The sequence below is a fragment of the Pseudomonas sp. ICMP22404 genome (genome assembly GCF_006227205.1).
GTDB lineage: Bacteria > Pseudomonadota > Gammaproteobacteria > Pseudomonadales > Pseudomonadaceae > Aquipseudomonas.
This window is the reverse complement of the sequence record NZ_VCNG01000001.1, coordinates 1-16,109: the sequence shown is the minus strand read 5'-3', so window position 1 is coordinate 16,109 and position 16,109 is coordinate 1. Positions and strand designations below refer to the sequence as shown.

General features: G+C 58.2%; 18 protein-coding genes. 9 read left to right on the top strand and 9 right to left on the bottom strand.

The window, feature by feature from the left end; genetic code table 11:
- The first annotated feature begins 152 nt into the window (after positions 1-152).
- The 4 genes from FGE05_RS00095 to FGE05_RS00080 are packed head-to-tail and all read left to right on the top strand — an operon-like array spanning position 153 to position 3,338.
- Positions 153-746 (top strand): aminodeoxychorismate/anthranilate synthase component II, encoded by a 594-nt coding sequence (locus tag FGE05_RS00095; protein ID WP_019693903.1) that lies wholly within the window; start codon positions 153-155, stop codon positions 744-746.
- Positions 747-755: 9 nt separating this feature from the next.
- Positions 756-1,805 carry an anthranilate phosphoribosyltransferase gene (gene trpD, locus FGE05_RS00090; protein WP_047702270.1) on the top strand — a complete coding sequence of 350 codons (1,050 nt, stop codon included), beginning with the start codon at positions 756-758 and terminating at the stop codon, positions 1,803-1,805.
- On the top strand, positions 1,802-2,638 hold the full coding sequence (gene trpC / locus FGE05_RS00085) for an indole-3-glycerol phosphate synthase TrpC (protein WP_139640565.1): 837 nt from the start codon (positions 1,802-1,804) through the stop codon (positions 2,636-2,638). Before trpD ends, trpC begins: the two co-directional genes overlap by 4 nt.
- A gap of 4 nt (positions 2,639-2,642) precedes the next feature.
- Positions 2,643-3,338, top strand: coding sequence for a lipoate--protein ligase family protein (locus FGE05_RS00080; RefSeq protein WP_139640563.1), 696 nt, complete (start codon positions 2,643-2,645; stop codon positions 3,336-3,338).
- Here the strand turns inward: FGE05_RS00080 and crp are convergent.
- A complete protein-coding gene (gene crp / locus FGE05_RS00075) occupies positions 3,335-3,979 on the bottom strand; it encodes a cAMP-activated global transcriptional regulator CRP (protein ID WP_041023614.1) in 645 nt (214 codons plus the stop codon). The two genes, FGE05_RS00080 and crp, sit on opposite strands and share 4 nt — an antisense overlap.
- 238 nt (positions 3,980-4,217) lie before the next feature.
- On the opposite strand from crp, the gene FGE05_RS00070 reads away from it, so the two are divergent.
- Together FGE05_RS00070 and speD are read left to right on the top strand one after the other, a co-directional pair.
- Positions 4,218-4,640 carry an OsmC family protein gene (locus FGE05_RS00070; RefSeq protein ID WP_003206127.1) on the top strand — a complete coding sequence of 141 codons (423 nt, stop codon included), beginning with the start codon at positions 4,218-4,220 and terminating at the stop codon, positions 4,638-4,640.
- Positions 4,641-4,879: 239 nt separating this feature from the next.
- Positions 4,880-5,674: an adenosylmethionine decarboxylase gene (gene speD, locus FGE05_RS00065; protein WP_024777437.1), complete on the top strand. Its 795-nt coding sequence runs from the start codon at positions 4,880-4,882 to the stop codon at positions 5,672-5,674.
- 68 nt (positions 5,675-5,742) lie between these two features.
- On the opposite strand, the gene coq7 is transcribed toward speD, so the two are convergent.
- The 6 genes from coq7 to hemJ form a co-directional block, all read right to left on the bottom strand.
- Positions 5,743-6,390 (bottom strand): 2-polyprenyl-3-methyl-6-methoxy-1,4-benzoquinone monooxygenase, encoded by a 648-nt coding sequence (coq7, locus tag FGE05_RS00060; protein WP_139640561.1) that lies wholly within the window; start codon positions 6,388-6,390, stop codon positions 5,743-5,745.
- A gap of 74 nt (positions 6,391-6,464) precedes the next feature.
- On the bottom strand, positions 6,465-6,803 hold the full coding sequence (locus FGE05_RS00055; RefSeq protein WP_139640559.1) for a histidine triad nucleotide-binding protein: 339 nt from the start codon (positions 6,801-6,803) through the stop codon (positions 6,465-6,467).
- A 79-nt stretch (positions 6,804-6,882) separates the two neighbouring features.
- Positions 6,883-7,671 carry an SDR family oxidoreductase gene (locus FGE05_RS00050; protein ID WP_139640557.1) on the bottom strand — a complete coding sequence of 263 codons (789 nt, stop codon included), beginning with the start codon at positions 7,669-7,671 and terminating at the stop codon, positions 6,883-6,885.
- Positions 7,672-7,733: 62 nt separating this feature from the next.
- Positions 7,734-8,690: a DUF805 domain-containing protein gene (locus tag FGE05_RS00045; RefSeq protein ID WP_139640555.1), complete on the bottom strand. Its 957-nt coding sequence runs from the start codon at positions 8,688-8,690 to the stop codon at positions 7,734-7,736.
- Positions 8,691-8,741: 51 nt separating this feature from the next.
- Positions 8,742-9,710, bottom strand: a complete 969-nt coding sequence (locus FGE05_RS00040; protein WP_139640553.1) for a nitronate monooxygenase family protein — start codon at positions 9,708-9,710, stop codon at positions 8,742-8,744.
- Between the two features lie 35 nt (positions 9,711-9,745).
- On the bottom strand, positions 9,746-10,177 hold the full coding sequence (gene hemJ / locus FGE05_RS00035; RefSeq protein ID WP_139640552.1) for a protoporphyrinogen oxidase HemJ: 432 nt from the start codon (positions 10,175-10,177) through the stop codon (positions 9,746-9,748).
- Between the two features lie 134 nt (positions 10,178-10,311).
- On the opposite strand from hemJ, the gene argC reads away from it, so the two are divergent.
- Entirely contained in the window at positions 10,312-11,346 is a 1,035-nt protein-coding gene (gene argC / locus FGE05_RS00030; protein ID WP_139641633.1) for an N-acetyl-gamma-glutamyl-phosphate reductase, read from the top strand.
- Between the two features lie 127 nt (positions 11,347-11,473).
- Entirely contained in the window at positions 11,474-11,824 is a 351-nt protein-coding gene (gene erpA / locus FGE05_RS00025) for an iron-sulfur cluster insertion protein ErpA (protein WP_003177727.1), read from the top strand.
- 83 nt (positions 11,825-11,907) lie between these two features.
- Here the strand turns inward: erpA and FGE05_RS00020 are convergent, their stop codons facing one another.
- Entirely contained in the window at positions 11,908-12,999 is a 1,092-nt protein-coding gene (locus tag FGE05_RS00020) for an anhydro-N-acetylmuramic acid kinase (protein WP_139640549.1), read from the bottom strand.
- A gap of 3 nt (positions 13,000-13,002) precedes the next feature.
- Positions 13,003-14,418 carry a peptidoglycan DD-metalloendopeptidase family protein gene (locus FGE05_RS00015; protein WP_139640547.1) on the bottom strand — a complete coding sequence of 472 codons (1,416 nt, stop codon included), beginning with the start codon at positions 14,416-14,418 and terminating at the stop codon, positions 13,003-13,005.
- A gap of 210 nt (positions 14,419-14,628) precedes the next feature.
- Between FGE05_RS00015 and tyrS the strand changes: the two genes are divergently transcribed.
- A complete protein-coding gene (gene tyrS, locus FGE05_RS00005) occupies positions 14,629-15,828 on the top strand; it encodes a tyrosine--tRNA ligase (RefSeq protein WP_139640545.1) in 1,200 nt (399 codons plus the stop codon).
- Positions 15,829-16,109 lie beyond the last annotated feature (281 nt).

Here is a 16,109-nt window from a genome sequence, read left to right as displayed (position 1 = left end):
GCCGGCCTTGCCGGACCTGTACCGATTTGCCTTTTTTACCCGCTTGAAAGCCGTTTCGCTGGTGCACGATATGCCCGGCCAGGCGCAGTACCGTGCGGGTTCTCTTCGAAGGCTGTATTTAAAGTCAGTGAATTCAATAGGTTGCTTACGCCATGTTGCTGATGATCGATAATTACGACTCCTTTACCTACAACGTTGTGCAGTACCTCGGCGAGCTGGGCTCCGAAGTGAAGGTGGTGCGCAACGACGAATTGACCATTGCCGAGATCGAAGCCCTCAAGCCTGAGCGCATTGTGGTTTCACCAGGCCCGTGCACGCCGACCGAAGCGGGCGTCTCCATCGAAGCCATCAAGTATTTCGCCGGCAAACTGCCCATCCTGGGGGTCTGCCTGGGCCATCAATCGATCGGACAGGCCTTTGGCGGCGATGTGGTGCGGGCCCGGCAGGTCATGCACGGCAAGACCAGTCCGGTATTTCATGAAGACAAGGGCGTGTTCGAAGGCCTGAACCGTCCGCTCACCGTCACCCGCTATCACTCCCTGATCGTCAAGCGCGAAACCCTGCCCGACTGCCTGGAGCTGACCGCATGGACCCAGTTGGAAGACGGATCGGTGGATGAAATCATGGGATTGCGCCACAAGACGTTGAACATCGAGGGTGTGCAGTTCCACCCCGAGTCCATCCTTACCGAACAGGGCCACGAGCTGTTCGCCAATTTCCTCAAACAAACCGGCGGCACGCGCTAAGGACTTTCCATGGATATCAAGACAGCCCTGGGTCGTATCGTTGGTCATCTCGACCTGAGCACCGACGAGATGCGCGATGTGATGCGCGAGATCATGACCGGACAGTGCACGGATGCGCAGATTGGCGCATTCATGATGGCCATGCGCATGAAGAGTGAAAGCATCGACGAAATCGTCGGCGCAGTCTCGGTGATGCGCGAGCTGGCGGACAAGGTCGAACTCAAGACCCTGGACGGCGTGGTGGATGTGGTGGGCACTGGCGGTGATGGTGCCAATATCTTCAACGTGTCCACTGCCTCGGCCTTCGTCGTCGCGGCCGCCGGTTGCACCGTCGCCAAGCATGGCAATCGGGCGGTTTCAGGCAAGAGCGGCAGTGCCGACTTGCTGGAAGCGGCCGGCATCTACCTGAACCTGACGCCGGTCCAGGTGGCGCGCTGCATCGATAACGTGGGCATCGGCTTCATGTTTGCCCAGACCCATCACAGTGCCATGAAACATGCCGCGGCCCCGCGTCGTGACCTGGGCCTGCGTACCTTGTTCAACATGCTTGGCCCGCTTACGAATCCGGCCGGCGTGAAACATCAGGTGGTGGGCGTGTTCAGCCAGGCGTTGTGCCGGCCGTTGGCGGAAGTCCTGCAGCGCCTGGGTAGCAAGCACGTTTTGGTGGTTCATTCGAAAGACGGACTGGACGAGTTCAGCCTGGCGGCACCGACGTTCGTGGCTGAACTAAAAAATGACCAGATCAGCGAATACTGGGTCGAACCTGAAGACCTGGGTATGAAGAGCCAGAGTCTGCACGGCCTGGCGGTGGATGGACCGGCCCAGTCGCTGGAGCTGATCCGTGATGCCCTGGGGCGTCGCAAGACCGAGAATGGCCAGAAGGCCGCAGAAATGATCGTGCTCAACGCCGGCGCTGCGTTGTACGCCGCCGACCACGCCAGCAGCCTCAAACAAGGCGTGGAACTGGCCCATGATGCATTGCATACCGGCCTGGCTCGGGAAAAGCTGGAAGAACTGGGTGCCTTTACAGCCGTATTCAAAGTGGAGAACGAAGGATGAGCGTGCCAACGGTTCTGGAAAAAATTCTGGCCCGCAAGGCTGAGGAAGTAGCCGAGCGCAGGGCTCGGGTCAGTCTGGCCGAGTTGGAAAGCCTGGCGCGTGCAGCGGATGCTCCCCGTGGCTTTGCCAACGCACTGATCAATCAGGCGAAGAAAAAACATCCAGCCGTGATTGCCGAAATCAAGAAGGCTTCTCCCAGCAAGGGTGTGATCCGTGAGCACTTCGTGCCGGCTGATATTGCCCGGAGCTACGAGAAGGGCGGTGCGACTTGCCTCTCGGTGCTCACCGATATCGATTTTTTCCAAGGGCACGACGACTACCTGAAGCAGGCGCGTGCGGCGTGCAAGCTGCCGGTGATCCGCAAGGATTTCATGGTCGATCCCTATCAGATCGTGGAAGCCCGAGCATTGGGGGCCGACTGCGTGCTGTTGATCGTCTCCGCGCTGGACGACGTGAAAATGGCCGAACTGGCCTCCGTCGCCAAGGATGTAGGGCTGGATGTGCTGGTCGAAGTGCATGATGGCGACGAGCTGGAACGGGCCCTGAAAACCCTCGATACCAAGCTGGTCGGTGTGAACAACCGCAACCTGCACACCTTTGAAGTCAGCCTGGAAACCACCTTGGACCTGTTGCCGCGTATCCCCCGTGATCGCCTGGTCATCACCGAAAGTGGCATCCTCAATCGGGCCGATGTCGAACTGATGGAAGTCAGCGACGTGTACTCGTTCCTGGTGGGCGAAGCGTTCATGCGGGCTGAAAGTCCGGGGACTGAGTTGCAACGCTTGTTCTTCCCCGAGCGTGGCACTCCGGTGACGGGTTCGGCGCTGGATTGATCCGATGCCGTCGGTGATCTCTCTTTGCGTCGAAGCTGGCCTGCAAGCCGAACAGGAACTGTTGGCCAGTATCTGCGCGGGCGATGCCGAATTTGGCCTGCTGTTCTGGCGACCCAATGACCGTGCATTGGTGATGCCGCGCCGTTTGAGTCGCCTGCCGGGGTTCGACCTCGCTTGCGAAGTTTCGGCTGCCAACGGCTGGCCTGTTCTGCTGCGCGAAACCGGTGGCGAGCCGGTGCCGCAATCGGCCGCGACGGTCAATATTGCGCTGGTCTATGCTCCACCCCGTAGCGAAGGCGACCACGGTCGGATCGAAACCGCGTATCGCCGATTGTGCGATCCCATCTGCCAGTTGCTGGACGAACTGGGCGGTGTGGCTTCGCTGGGCGAGGTGGACGGAGCGTTTTGCGACGGGCGATTCAACGTCAATCTCGACGGTCGGAAAATGGTCGGCACCGCTCAGCGCTGGCGTCAGAGCAAGGGGGGGCAACGCCCGGTAGGTCTGGTGCATGGGGCGCTGTTGCTGGAAAACGAACGCGAGTCGATGGTTGCCGCAGTCAACCGCTTCAATGAAGCCTGCGGTTTGGAGCAACGCGTGCGTGCCGGGAGCCACATCGCCCTGCACGAGAAATTCCCGGCCCCCCATGCGCTGGAGCGACTTGAGGGGCTTTATCGGGATCTATTCCGCGCACTGGTCTAGCGCGTTCCGAACACCACCATGGTCTTGCCCTTGACGTTGACCAGGTTGCGTTCCTCCAGGTCCTTGAGCACACGACCCACCATCTCCCGCGAGCAACCGACAATCCGACCGATCTCCTGCCGGGTGACCTTGATCTGCATGCCATCGGGGTGCGTCATTGCGTCGGGCTGCTTGCACAGTTCCAGCAGGCAGCGGGCGACGCGACCGGTCACGTCGAAGAAGGCGAGGTCGCCTACCTTGCGGGTGGTATTACGCAGACGCTGTGCGATTTGTCCGCTAAGTACGTAAAGAATGTCGGGGTCTTGCAGGGATAACTCCCTGAATTTTCCATAGCTGATTTCCGCGACCTCACATTCGATCTTGCTCCGTACCCAAGCGCTGCGTTCCTGTTCCTTGCCCGCCTGTTCGAACAACCCCAACTCTCCGAAGAAGTCTCCGGAGTTGAGATAAGCGATGATCATTTCCCGGCCGTCGTCATCCTCGATCAGGATCGTGACCGATCCCTTGATGATGAAAAACAGGGTGTCTGAACGGTCGCCTGCACAAATGATGTTGTGTTTGGCTGGATAGCGGCGACGCTGGCAATGCATCAAGAGCTTGTCGAGATTCTTGATCTTGAATGTGGGAGTAATGGCAACCATGGTTGTGTCCCGAAATACTGCGCGATGTGTTGGTCTGGTTTTTCTTATGGGCGTGAATGGCAAATCGCTATGAGCTGGCGATAAGCCAGTGGTGGGGCGCCAGCTTAACAGAGGCACTCTCAATTGATTCGAGAATTTACCTGGATGGAGATGGTCCAGGCGACTTACGGCAAGGGCTGCCATGCCGGGGGGCTGTGCTAAGCTGGCGACCCTTTTTTTAGACAGTGGAGTCTTGGCGATGAAGGCACGCATCCAATGGGCTGGCGAAGCCATGTTCCTCGGTGAGTCGGGCAGCGGTCATGTGGTCGTCATGGACGGCCCGCCGGAAGCCGGTGGTCGGAACCTGGGTGTCCGGCCAATGGAAATGCTTCTGCTGGGTGTAGGAGGTTGCAGTAACTTCGACGTTGTCAGCATTCTCAAGAAGTCGCGCCAGGCGGTCGAAAGTTGTGAGGCTTTCCTGGAAGCGGAGCGCGCCACCGAAGACCCGAAAGTGTTCACCAAGATCCACATGCATTTCGTGGTAAAGGGCCGGGCCCTGAAGGAAGCCCAGGTCAAGCGTGCCATCGAGCTGTCCGCCGAGAAATATTGCTCGGCTTCGATCATGCTCGGCGCAGCCGGTGTTGAAATCACCCACGATTATGAAATCATCGAATTGGGTTGAATCGACATCCAACTATCATAAAAGCGGTGCAAGCTCTGGCGATCGGAAGCCGACGTCTGCATAATGCGCCACTTTTTTCAGGGCAGTGGCCGGTCTTCTGACCGGTCGCTTGTCTGGACAGACAACCAAAATCGCCATCGCGAAGAGGTGTTAACCGTCCTACGCAGATGCGTTGTTCGCATCTGACGGGCATGCTTGATCACGCGGCCGGGCCGCAATACACAGAGAGTTTTCAAACGGTGAAAAGCAAACTCAAGCTCCATGGTTTCAACAACCTGACAAAGACCTTGAGCTTCAACATCTATGACATCTGCTATGCGGAAACCCCGCAAGACCAGCAGGCCTACGTCGAGTACATCAATAAAGAGTACAACGCCAAGCGCCTCACGCAGATCCTCACGGAAGTTGTCGATATCATTGGTGCCAACATCCTGAACATCGCCAGTCAGGACTATGAACCCCAAGGCGCCAGCGTGACCATTCTGATCTCGGAAGAGCCGGTGACACCGACCGACAGCCAGATCGAAGAGTCCCCGGGCCCATTGCCCGAAATTATCCTGGCCCACCTCGACAAGAGCCACATCACGGTGCACACCTACCCGGAAATACATCCGGTAGACGGTATTGCAACGTTCCGTGTGGACATTGATGTTTCGACCTGTGGCGTCATTTCACCGCTCAAGGCACTCAATTTCCTGATCCACCAGTTCGACTCGGATATCGTGACCGTGGATTACCGCGTGCGTGGTTTTACCCGCGATGTGGAAGGTCACAAGCACTTTATCGATCACGAGATCAATTCGATTCAGAACTACCTGTCCGAAGATACCCGTGACGCGTATCAGATGACCGACGTGAACGTGTATCAGGAAAACCTGTTCCACACCAAGATGCTGCTCAAGGACTTTGAACTGGACAACTACCTGTTCGGCGATGCCACCAGCAACCTGTCTGCTGAACAGCGTGACCAGGTGGAAGAGCGTGTGAAGCATGAGATGCTGGAAATTTTCTACGCACGCAACATGCCGCGCTGAAATTTCAGATGCAAAAAAGGCGACGGAAGTCGCCTTTTTTGTTTTCTGAAAGCACGGGGATGCTTCTGTCAGATCCGATAAGTGCTCTTGGTCATGACCTTCGCCAGCAGACTCATGCCGAATTTCACCGGTGCCGGAAAGCGGAAACCACCGGCCTCCAATGCGCTTTCTGCATGGTGTTCTTCATCTTCGCGCATCTGCTCCAGGATCGCCCGCGACTTTTCATCCTCCGCCGGCAATTGCTCCAGGTGTTCATTCAGGTGCTTACACACCTGATGTTCGGTGGCGGCAACGAAACCGAGGCTGACCTTATCGCTGATCAGCCCGGCGACGGCGCCTATTCCGAATGACATCCCGTAGAACAGCGGATTCAGCACGCTGGTATGGCTGCCCAGTTGGCGAATGCGTTGTTCGCACCAGACCAGGTGGTCGACTTCTTCCTCGGCGGCATGCTCCATTGCCTCGCGCACCTTAGGCAGCTTCGCTGTCAGCGCCTGGCCCTGGTACAACGCCTGGGCACAGACCTCGCCGGTGTGGTTGATACGCATCAGTCCGGCAACATGGCGGGTCTGCTCGTCACTCAGTTGCGCGTCCGGCTGCACGATGGCCGGGGATGGGCGGTACGGTTGACCACTGAAGGGCAACAGCGTGCGCATCGCGGTATCGGCCTGCAACAGCAGGCGGTCAATCGGCGAGTAGTGACGTTGGGTAGTCATGCTTACCTCCGGAAGAAATCACGGCGGCCAGTTTAACCCAATTGGCCGCTCAGGATTTGCGTTGGGTCAGAGTCTCAACCCGGCGGCCAGTTCATCTGGCGCTGCCCGAGTACGTGCATATGAATGTGATAGACGGTCTGTCCGCCAAGTTCATTGCAGTTCATCACCACACGGAAACCGTCCTCGCAGCCCTGTTCCTTGGCGAGGCGCTGGGCTGTGAACAGGATATGTCCGGCCAGCGCCTTGTCTTCCTCGGTCAGGTCATTGAGGGTGCGAATCGGCTTTTTCGGAATGACCAGGAAATGCACTGGCGCCTGTGGGGCGATGTCGTGGAATGCCAGGACCTGGTCATCCTCGTAGATGATCTTCGCCGGGATTTCCCGGTTGATGATCTTGGTAAACAAAGTATCCACAGCTGTTCTCCCTTTGGTTGTGGAAGTCGAGTGTACTGAAGGTTCGGTGGCTGAGCCCGGGTTTCCATTCAAATTTCATTCAGCGTGGGCAGTACGCCTTGTTGATCAAGCCGGCGATGCTTCGCACCATCCATCGCGAGCCTAGCCGCGGGAGCATGGCGAGCCAGCGATTGCGGCGTCCGGGAATGATGATCGCTCGGTTTCTGTCGAGCGCGCGCACGGCATACAACGCTACTTCTTCCGGGCTCATCAGCAGGTTACCGTGCTTTAGTTTCTGTTCGTCGAGATGTGCCTTGGCGAAGAAGCCGGTCTGAGTCGGACCTGGGCAAAGGACTGACACCTTGATCGCGCATTTCTTCAGCTCGACTCGCAGGGCTTCGGAGAAGTGCAGCACATAGGCCTTGCTGGCGTAATAGGTGCTCATCCAGGGGCCCGGCTGGAAAGCTGCAATCGAGGCCACGTTCAGGATCTGCCCGCCGCCATGCAGTGCCATGCTATTGCCAACGGCGTGACAGAGGCGTGTCAGGGCGAGAATGTTGACTTCGATCAGGTCCTGCTCGGTCATCCAGTCCTGGCCCAGGAACGGGCCACAGGTACCGATACCCGCGCAATTGACCAGCAGATCGATCTGGCGCTCGCTTTCCTCCAGCTCCAGCAGGAAACCTGAAAGCCGTAGCGGCTCCCCCAGGTCGCATGCCCGGAAAAGTACCTCCACGCCAAACCGCTGGGTCAGTTCTATCGCAATGCTTTCCAACCGATCACGTTGTCGGGCCACCAGCAGCAGATTGCGGCCGCGCCGGGCCAAAGCTTCGGCCATGGCCAGGCCAATGCCACTGGAGGCGCCAGTGATCAGGGCGTAACGGGTCATGCAGTTCTCCATCGCAATGGCCCGTCGCCAGTGGACTTGACTGTCATAGGAACGAGGGGCGCTTACTGTTCCTCGGAGTCTACAGAAGGTGCCTCTGCCTCGGCAGGTTCTTCGGCAGGTTCCGCAGCATCTTCATCTGTGGATTCACTGCTTTCGTAGCTGCTCAGCGAGCTGGTGCCGTAATCCTCTTCGATGGCACTGAAGACGCCAGCCACGGTCGCGAAGATGATCAGTACGATCATGACGAGCCAGAGCGACGCAAGTACCTTGACCCCGGTGTTGTTACGCGGCGGAGGAGGGCCATAGCGATTGGCGCCCTCATTGCCGGGGGCGAAAATGAGCACAAACGGAAAGACGCTGCCCACGAATGGGATGAGGTTCAACAGCCACAGCCAGCCGGACCAGCCAAGGTCATGCAGGCGCTGGACGTTGAACTGGATGCTGACGTAGGCAAAGCCGAGAAAAACGACCGCTGCCAGCAAACCGCCGACGATCATTGCTGCTATCGAGCCCGAGGTGAAAATCCATGCCGCCCCGAGTGCGAAGGCCACGCCAACCACTAGCATCATGACCAGGGTCAGGGCCATGGTCCAGGCCAGGTATCGCAGGCGTCCGATGCGCCCATCGAAGCTGAACGGCTTGAGCGTGGCGTATTCGGCAACGGCGTCACCGACATGGGCCCGGGGTGGTGCGTACGGGGAGGCCGGTTCGATGAGCGATTCGGGGTGACGCCCGCTCGTGGCCGGTGACGAGTGCTGCACTTCGTCGAGATTCAGCTGGAGGGCAGGCTCGGCTTCGATGCGCGCATCAATCCCGCTCTGGTTGAGGGCCTCCAGATACTTCTGCGCCTCGTTTTGGGACAGGTTGCTTTTCAGGGCCACCTTGTGTCCGCCGAACAGACGCTCGATGGCGCTGATGTCGCTCTTGAACAGGTTGGCGAGGTTGAGTTTGGCGGTGGCCGCATCGACGCCCGGCAGTAGGGTTCCGTCGAATACGATGTTGAAACGGGTTTCGCTCATGACGGGCATCCTTGTCATTGAAAGTTTGATATTTGTTAGATCAGGCAGGTTTCAGCGGGGCCATCGGCCGCCAAGCTGTACCGCTCGGGCCTGGGCCTCACGGTATTCTTCATCCAGGCGCGCAACCAGCTGGTCGACGCTGGGCAAATCACTGATTTCCCCAACGCCCTGACCTGCGGACCAGACGGTTTTCCAGGCTTTGGCTTCATCGCTCAATGGTTTGAGCTTCGAACCGGAAGCCGCGTCACTTTTGCCTTGCAGGGCGGCCAGGTCAAAGCCTGCGTTTTCCAGGCTTTGGCGCATGAAGCTGGCCGGTACACCGGACACGGCAGGAGTATGCACGATGTCTGCGGCTCGGGATGTGAGCAACATCTCTTTATAAGCGTCAGGCGCGTGACTTTCAGTCGTGCCGATAAAGCGTGTTCCCAGGTAGGCCAGATCCGCGCCGAGTATTTGTGCCGCGAGGATCTGATGGCCGTGATTCAGACACCCCGCAAGCAGCACGGTCTTGTCGAAGAATTGCCGGATTTCGGCGATCAGCGAAAAAGGGCTCCAGGTCCCCGCATGTCCACCCGCACCGGCGGCAACGGCGATCAGGCCGTCGACACCGGCTTCGGCGGCTTTCTCGGCATGACGACGTGTGGTCACGTCGTGAAAGACCAGGCCTCCATAGCTATGGACGGCGTCGACCAGTTCCTTGACTGCGCCAAGGCTGGTGATGACGATCGGCACCTTGTGCTCGATGCAGATGGCCAGGTCGGCCTGAAGCCTTGGATTGCTTTGGTGGACGATCAGGTTGACGGCATAGGGCGCAGGGTCCTCCATGCTTGCCAGGCCCGCTTCGATTTCTTCCAGCCAAGTCTTGAAACCGCTGCTTTCGCGCTGGTTCAGTGCGGGGAAACTGCCGACGATGCCATTACGACAGCAAGCCAGCACCAGCTGTGGATTGGAGATCAGGAACATCGGTGCCGCCACGACGGGCAGGCGCAAACGTTGTTCAAGCAGAGCGGGTAGCGACATGGGAAGTACCCCGGATGAAGAGTGCCGATAGGAAGTCAGAACGGTCGGACGACGACCAGGATGACGATAGCCAGCAATATCAGTACCGGCACCTCATTGAACCAGCGATAAAAGACATGACTGCGGGTATTTTCACCACGAGCGAAGCGTTTTACCTGGGCTCCGCACATGTGGTGATAACCGATCAGCAACACCACGAGGGTCAGCTTTGCGTGCATCCAGCCACCTTGGCTGAAGTAGGCGCCGGCGTTGAGACTGAGCAGCCAGATGCCAAACACCAGGGTGGCAATCATCGCCGGCCCCATGATGCCGCGATACAACTTGCGCTCCATGACGCTGAAACGTTCCTTGCTGACACTGTCCTCGCTTTGAGCGTGATAGACGAACAGGCGAGGCAGATAGAACAGGCCGGCGAACCAGCAGACCATACTGACAATGTGAAGTGCTTTGAGCCACAGATAGAGCATTTTTGGCGATTCCCAATTTTACGGTCGTTCGATAGTAGTCATTCATGCGCCCACACGTCACCTTGGCGGTTGTCGGCAGGCTGCGCGGCCCCTATTATCGACGGCTTTCCAGTGGGTTCGTTGAGGGCAGGTTTATGGTCAAGGTCGGTATCGTCGGCGGCACGGGTTACACCGGTGTCGAACTGCTGCGTCTGTTGGCGCAGCATCCGCAAGTTGAGGTGGTGGTCATTACCTCCCGATCCGAGGCCGGTCTGGCTGTTGCCGACATGTATCCGAACCTGCGAGGCCATTACGATGGCCTGGCGTTCAGCGTTCCGGACATCAAGACCCTGGGCGCCTGCGATGTGGTGTTCTTCGCTACGCCGCATGGTGTCGCCCACGCCCTGGCGGGTGAGCTGCTGGCCGCCGGGACCAAGGTCATCGATCTCTCGGCGGACTTCCGCCTGCAGGACGCGGATGAGTGGGCCAAGTGGTACGGACAGCCCCATGGCGCCCCGGATCTGTTGGACGAAGCGGTCTATGGGTTGCCGGAAGTCAATCGCGAAAAAATCCGGCAGGCACGGCTGATCGCGGTACCGGGTTGCTATCCGACTGCCACGCAGTTGGGCTTTCTGCCGCTGCTCGAGGCGGGCCTTGCCGATACCTCGCGTCTGATCGCCGACTGCAAGTCCGGTGTCAGTGGCGCCGGTCGTGGTGCCAGCGTCGGTTCGTTGTATTCCGAGACTTCGGAGAGCCTGAAAGCGTACGCCGTCAAAGGTCACCGTCATCTGCCTGAAATTCGCCAGGGCCTGCGCCGGGCGGCGGGCAAGGATGTCGGCCTGACGTTCGTGCCGCACCTGACGCCAATGATCCGCGGCATCCACTCCACACTGTATGCAACTGTTGTAGACCGCTCTGTGGACCTGCAAGCGCTGTTCGAGAAGCGTTATGCCGACGAACCGTTCGTCGACGTGATGCCTGCAGGTAGCCACCCGGAAACGCGCAGTGTGCGGGGCGCGAATGTCTGCCGGATTGCGGTGCATCGTCCACAGGATGGCGATCTGGTCGTGGTGTTGTCGGTCATTGATAACCTGGTCAAGGGCGCGTCCGGTCAGGCGGTGCAGAACCTGAACATTCTGTTCGGCCTGGATGAGCGGCTGGGCTTGTCCCATGCGGGGATGTTGCCTTAACAGCGGTCTTGGGCGGCAAGCTTCAGGCTTGCCGCTGCTCTTCTAATAGTTGACCGATTTTCTAGGAGAAGCGGATAATGCCTGCCATTAGGCATTATGGCGGCGTCAGCGCCGGGAGATATTCAGCATGAGCGTCGAAACCTTCACTCCCACGGCTTTGCAATTCACCCACGGTGCCGCGCACAAGGTGAAGAGCCTCGTCGATGAAGAGGGAAATGATCGTTTGAAGCTGCGCGTCTTCGTGACGGGCGGCGGTTGTTCGGGTTTTCAGTACGGCTTCACGTTCGATGAAGAAGTGGCCGAAGATGACACCATTGTCGAGCGCGAAGGCGTCAGTCTGGTGGTCGATCCCATGAGTTTCCAGTACCTGGCCGGTGCCGAGGTGGACTACCAGGAAGGTCTGGAAGGTTCACGTTTCGTGATCAAGAACCCTAACGCTACCACCACTTGTGGCTGCGGTTCTTCGTTCTCGATCTGATCGCCGCGGACCGCTTCAGCAAAACGCCGCAGTGCCTAGTGGGCCCTGCGGCGTTTTGCTGTCCAGCGTTCAAGCAGGCGAGATCAAGCGGGGTAGATAGCACCGAGTACACGCAAGCCGCATGCGCCTGTAACGCTTGGGCGATTTGCAGGAATGTTTTCCAGGCAGCAATGCGCGAGCCACGCGAAGGCCATGGCTTCGACCCAATCCGGGTCTACGCCGTAAACAGCCGTGCTGCTGACCTTGGTGCTCGGCAGGAGATCGGCCAGGCGCTTCATCAGCGTGTGGTTGTGCACACCGCCGCCGCAGATCAGCAGTTCATCAGTATGCGGTTGGGCACTTTGCAGTGATTCAACGATGGTCAGCGCCGTCAGTTCGAGCAACGTGGCCTGCACGTCTTCGGCAGCGAAAGTGGGTAAATGCGACAGATGCCGGGTCAGCCAGGGCAGGTTGAATACTTCCCGCCCGGTGCTTTTTGGACCCTTGGTCAGGAAGAAAGGGTCGCTGAGCAGGGCCTTGAGTAATGTCGGCTCTACCTTGCCGCTCGCTGCCCACTGGCCGTCACGATCGAAATGCTCATTGCGCTGTTGATGAATCCAGGCATCCAGCAATACGTTGCCGGGGCCGCAATCGAAACCGGCCACGGACTTTTCAGGTTCTATCAGACTGAGGTTGCTGAAGCCGCCGACGTTCAGCACGGCACGGTGGCCGAGCTGCCCTTCAAACAGCGCTTCATGAAATGCGGGAACCAGCGGCGCGCCTTGTCCACCGGCGGCGACATCGCGGCTGCGGAAGTCGCTGACGACGGTAATCCCGGTCAGCTCGCTCAATAGTGCGGGGTTGCCAATCTGCACGGTAAACCCGCGTGCTGGCTCGTGACGGATGGTCTGACCATGGCTGCCAATTGCCCTCACATCCTCCGGCTTGAGCTTCTGACTGTCGAGCAGGACATGAATGCCTTGTGCCGCCAGGCGTACCCAGTTCTGCTGGGCAATGGCGGAGCGGGCGATTTCGTCGGGCCCGCTGCTGCACAAGCCAAACAGCTCGGTGCGCAGCGCGTCGGGCATGGGAATGTAGTGCGTGGCAACCAATCTGATCGCCGGGGTCAGTTCAACCAGTGCGATGTCCAGGCCATCCAGGCTGGTTCCGGACATCACACCAATATAAAGCGCCATGGCCTAGCGTTTGCTCGAGGCCAGCAGCGTAGCCTTTTCTTGATCCATACGAGCCATCAAAGGTTGGCTTTGAGCCAGGAAGCGCGCGCGTTCGGATTTGGCGATCGGGTCGGCCATTGGCAGTTTCTGGCCGAGTGGGTCGACGTGAACGCCGTTGACCTGGAATTCATAGTGCAGGTGCGGACCGGTGGACAGACCAGTGGTACCGATGTATCCGATTACCTGGCCTTGCTTTACGGTGCTGCCAGTCGTCACGCCTTTGGCGAAGCCCTGCATGTGGCCGTACAAGGTGCGATAGGTGTTGCCGTGCTGGATGATCACCGTGTTGCCATAACCGCCACGACGTCCGGCCAGCAGTACCTTGCCGTCACCGGCGGCCTTGATGGGCGTGCCGCGGGGGGCGGCATAGTCGACGCCCTTGTGGGCGCGGATCTTGTTCAGGATCGGGTGTTTGCGGCCTGCGGAGAACTTCGAACTGATGCGGGCGAAGTCAACCGGTGTCCGGATGAAGGCCTTGCGCATGCTGTTGCCGTCGGCGGTGTAGTAGCTGCTGTTGCCTTGTTTGTTGGTGTAGCGCACTGCCGTGTAGGTCTTGCCACGGTTGGTGAAGCGCGCGGAAAGGATCGGACCGTTGCCGACGCTCTTTCCATTGACCACTTTCTGCTCGTAGATGACATCGAACTCGTCACCCTGGCGAATATCCTGGGCGAAGTCGATGTCGTAGCCAAAGACACTGGCCATGTCCATCGTCAGGCTGTGGGAAAGACCGGCGCGTGCGGCCGATTGCGATAGCGAGCTGTTGATCACGCCATGAACGTATGCCGAACGTACGGTTGGCTTGGCGGTCACGCGGTTGAATACATAACCCTTGTCATTCTTGGTCAGGGTAATGCTTTCCAGATCGCTCAGCTTGGTGTGCAGGTTGGTCAGTTGTCCCTCGGGGTTGAGCTCGAACTCGAGCTTCTGGCCGTGTTTCAACTGAGTGAATTGCTTGGCTTGTTTGTCGCTGGCCAGAACTTCATGGACTGATGCGGCGGGCAGGCCAACCTTTTCGAAGAGGGTGGACAGCGTGTCGCCTTTGGCTACGATCACCTCACGGTGCCCCGGCTCCTTCTTTTCTTCCACGGCTGGAGGTTGTGCCTGGGCGGCCTCGGTCGTGTCATCGGCGCTATCGTCTATCTGCGCGAAAGGGGAGGCAGCCGGTTCGTTTGTGGCTTGAACGGCTTCGGCAGCGTCTTGTTCTTGTGTCAGTTGTTCAGCGGGACTTTCCAGTTCAAGACTCAGAGTCGTCTTTTTGGCTTCAACATCGCTGGAAGGGAACACCAGGAGCGCCAGGCTAAGGAGGGCTGCGATGCCGCTTGCGGCGAGCAGGTGGGTCTTTGGGTAAAGCGGCGGCGCTTTAGACGGTTCTGTGGTCATAAGTAATTTGACTTTTGAAAATATGAATTGGAAAAGATGAATGACATGATGAAGATGAAATAACTGTATAAAATATAACCAAATCCCCTGCGAAGCAAGCCCGCACGCGCTCTGCTTGCGGATTGGTGTCCGCGCGCCGGGCAAACCTTGTATTTGGTGCGCGATCTTGTATGGTTGGGGCCCTTTGAATCTGAGCCTTGCGGGTCTGTTATGAAGTCGGTTGAAGAGCAGCTAGCGCTGATCAAACGTGGTGCGGAAGAACTGTTGGTCGAGTCCGAGCTGGTCGAGAAGCTCAAGCGCGGGCAGCCGCTGCGTATCAAGGCTGGTTTCGATCCGACGGCGCCCGATCTGCACTTGGGTCATACCGTGCTTATTAACAAGCTGCGCCAGTTCCAGGATCTGGGGCATCAGGTCATCTTTCTCATCGGTGACTTCACCGGGATGATCGGTGATCCAAGCGGGAAGAGCGCAACGCGTCCACCGCTGACCCGCGAACAGGTTCTCGATAATGCCGAGACCTACAAGACGCAGGTGTTCAAGATTCTTGATCCGGCCAAGACCGAAGTGGCTTTCAACTCCACCTGGATGGATCAGATGGGGCCGGCGGATTTCATTCGCCTGACCTCCCAGTACACCGTGGCTCGCATGCTCGAGCGCGATGACTTCGATAAGCGCTATACAACCAATCAGCCGATCGCTATCCATGAATTTCTCTACCCGCTTGTGCAGGGCTATGACTCGGTCGCGTTGCGCGCGGACGTCGAGCTCGGCGGTACGGATCAGAAGTTCAACCTGTTGATGGGGCGCGAACTGCAGCGTGGCTATGGGCAGGAAGCTCAGTGCATCCTGACCATGCCGTTGCTGGAAGGTCTGGATGGTGTGAAGAAGATGTCCAAATCGCTGGGCAACTACGTTGGCATTCAGGAAGCGCCGGGCGTTATGTACGGCAAGCTGGTTTCCATTCCTGACGCGTTGATGTGGCGTTATTTCGAGCTGTTGAGTTTCCGCTCCATGGATGAGATCAATGCGTTCCGCGCAGATGTCGAGGCAGGGGCTAACCCGCGGGACATCAAGATCAAGTTGGCTGAAGAGATCGTTGCTCGCTTCCATGGTGAAGAAGCTGCGGCCAATGCTCATCGTGCGGCGGGTAACCGCATGAAGGATGGCGAGCTTCCAGATGATCTGCCAGAGATCGAGCTGTCTGCTACCGAGGCTATGCCGATCGCTGCCGTCCTTAATAAGGCGGGGTTGGTCAAGAACGCTGCGGTGGCGCGAGACCTCCTGGGTTCGGGCGGGGTGCGTATAGATGGTGAGGTTGTGGATCGCACCTATATATATGAGTTGGGCTCTACCCATGTATGTCAGGCGGGTAAGAAGGCTTTTGCACGTATCACGCTGAAATCTGAATAAGATTGCGAAATAGGTGTTGACGGCAGATTCTGAGTCTCTATAATTCGCCCCACTTCCGGCGCAGTCGAAACGGAAAACTCCTTGTGTTTCAATGAGTTAGACGATTTAAGGTGGCGCAGGGCTTCAGTTCATCGAAGTCCGGAAGGAGTTGGCAGGGCGTGTTGTTTGGTCCCGTTGACGGTTCGATCTTCTCGGTCGAAAGCGGTGAAAAAGAGGTGTTGACAGCAGCGACTAACGCTGTAGAATTCGCCTCCCGCTAACGAGAGATCGAAAGCGCAAGT

What these genes read in the sequence shown, in the direction of transcription:
- FGE05_RS00095 (WP_019693903.1), top strand. Translation starts at nt 153, where the DNA reads ATGTTGCTGATGATCGATAATTACGACTCCTTTACCTACAACGTTGTG.
- trpD (WP_047702270.1), top strand. Translation starts at nt 756, where the DNA reads ATGGATATCAAGACAGCCCTGGGTCGTATCGTTGGTCATCTCGACCTG.
- trpC (WP_139640565.1), top strand. Translation starts at nt 1,802, where the DNA reads ATGAGCGTGCCAACGGTTCTGGAAAAAATTCTGGCCCGCAAGGCTGAG.
- FGE05_RS00080 (WP_139640563.1), top strand. Translation starts at nt 2,643, where the DNA reads ATGCCGTCGGTGATCTCTCTTTGCGTCGAAGCTGGCCTGCAAGCCGAA.
- crp (WP_041023614.1), bottom strand. Translation starts at nt 3,979, where the DNA reads ATGGTTGCCATTACTCCCACATTCAAGATCAAGAATCTCGACAAGCTC.
- FGE05_RS00070 (WP_003206127.1), top strand. Translation starts at nt 4,218, where the DNA reads ATGAAGGCACGCATCCAATGGGCTGGCGAAGCCATGTTCCTCGGTGAG.
- coq7 (WP_139640561.1), bottom strand. Translation starts at nt 6,390, where the DNA reads ATGACTACCCAACGTCACTACTCGCCGATTGACCGCCTGCTGTTGCAG.
- FGE05_RS00050 (WP_139640557.1), bottom strand. Translation starts at nt 7,671, where the DNA reads ATGACCCGTTACGCCCTGATCACTGGCGCCTCCAGTGGCATTGGCCTG.
- FGE05_RS00045 (WP_139640555.1), bottom strand. Translation starts at nt 8,690, where the DNA reads ATGAGCGAAACCCGTTTCAACATCGTATTCGACGGAACCCTACTGCCG.
- FGE05_RS00040 (WP_139640553.1), bottom strand. Translation starts at nt 9,710, where the DNA reads ATGTCGCTACCCGCTCTGCTTGAACAACGTTTGCGCCTGCCCGTCGTG.
- hemJ (WP_139640552.1), bottom strand. Translation starts at nt 10,177, where the DNA reads ATGCTCTATCTGTGGCTCAAAGCACTTCACATTGTCAGTATGGTCTGC.
- argC (WP_139641633.1), top strand. Translation starts at nt 10,312, where the DNA reads ATGGTCAAGGTCGGTATCGTCGGCGGCACGGGTTACACCGGTGTCGAA.
- erpA (WP_003177727.1), top strand. Translation starts at nt 11,474, where the DNA reads ATGAGCGTCGAAACCTTCACTCCCACGGCTTTGCAATTCACCCACGGT.
- FGE05_RS00020 (WP_139640549.1), bottom strand. Translation starts at nt 12,999, where the DNA reads ATGGCGCTTTATATTGGTGTGATGTCCGGAACCAGCCTGGATGGCCTG.
- FGE05_RS00015 (WP_139640547.1), bottom strand. Translation starts at nt 14,418, where the DNA reads ATGACCACAGAACCGTCTAAAGCGCCGCCGCTTTACCCAAAGACCCAC.
- tyrS (WP_139640545.1), top strand. Translation starts at nt 14,629, where the DNA reads ATGAAGTCGGTTGAAGAGCAGCTAGCGCTGATCAAACGTGGTGCGGAA.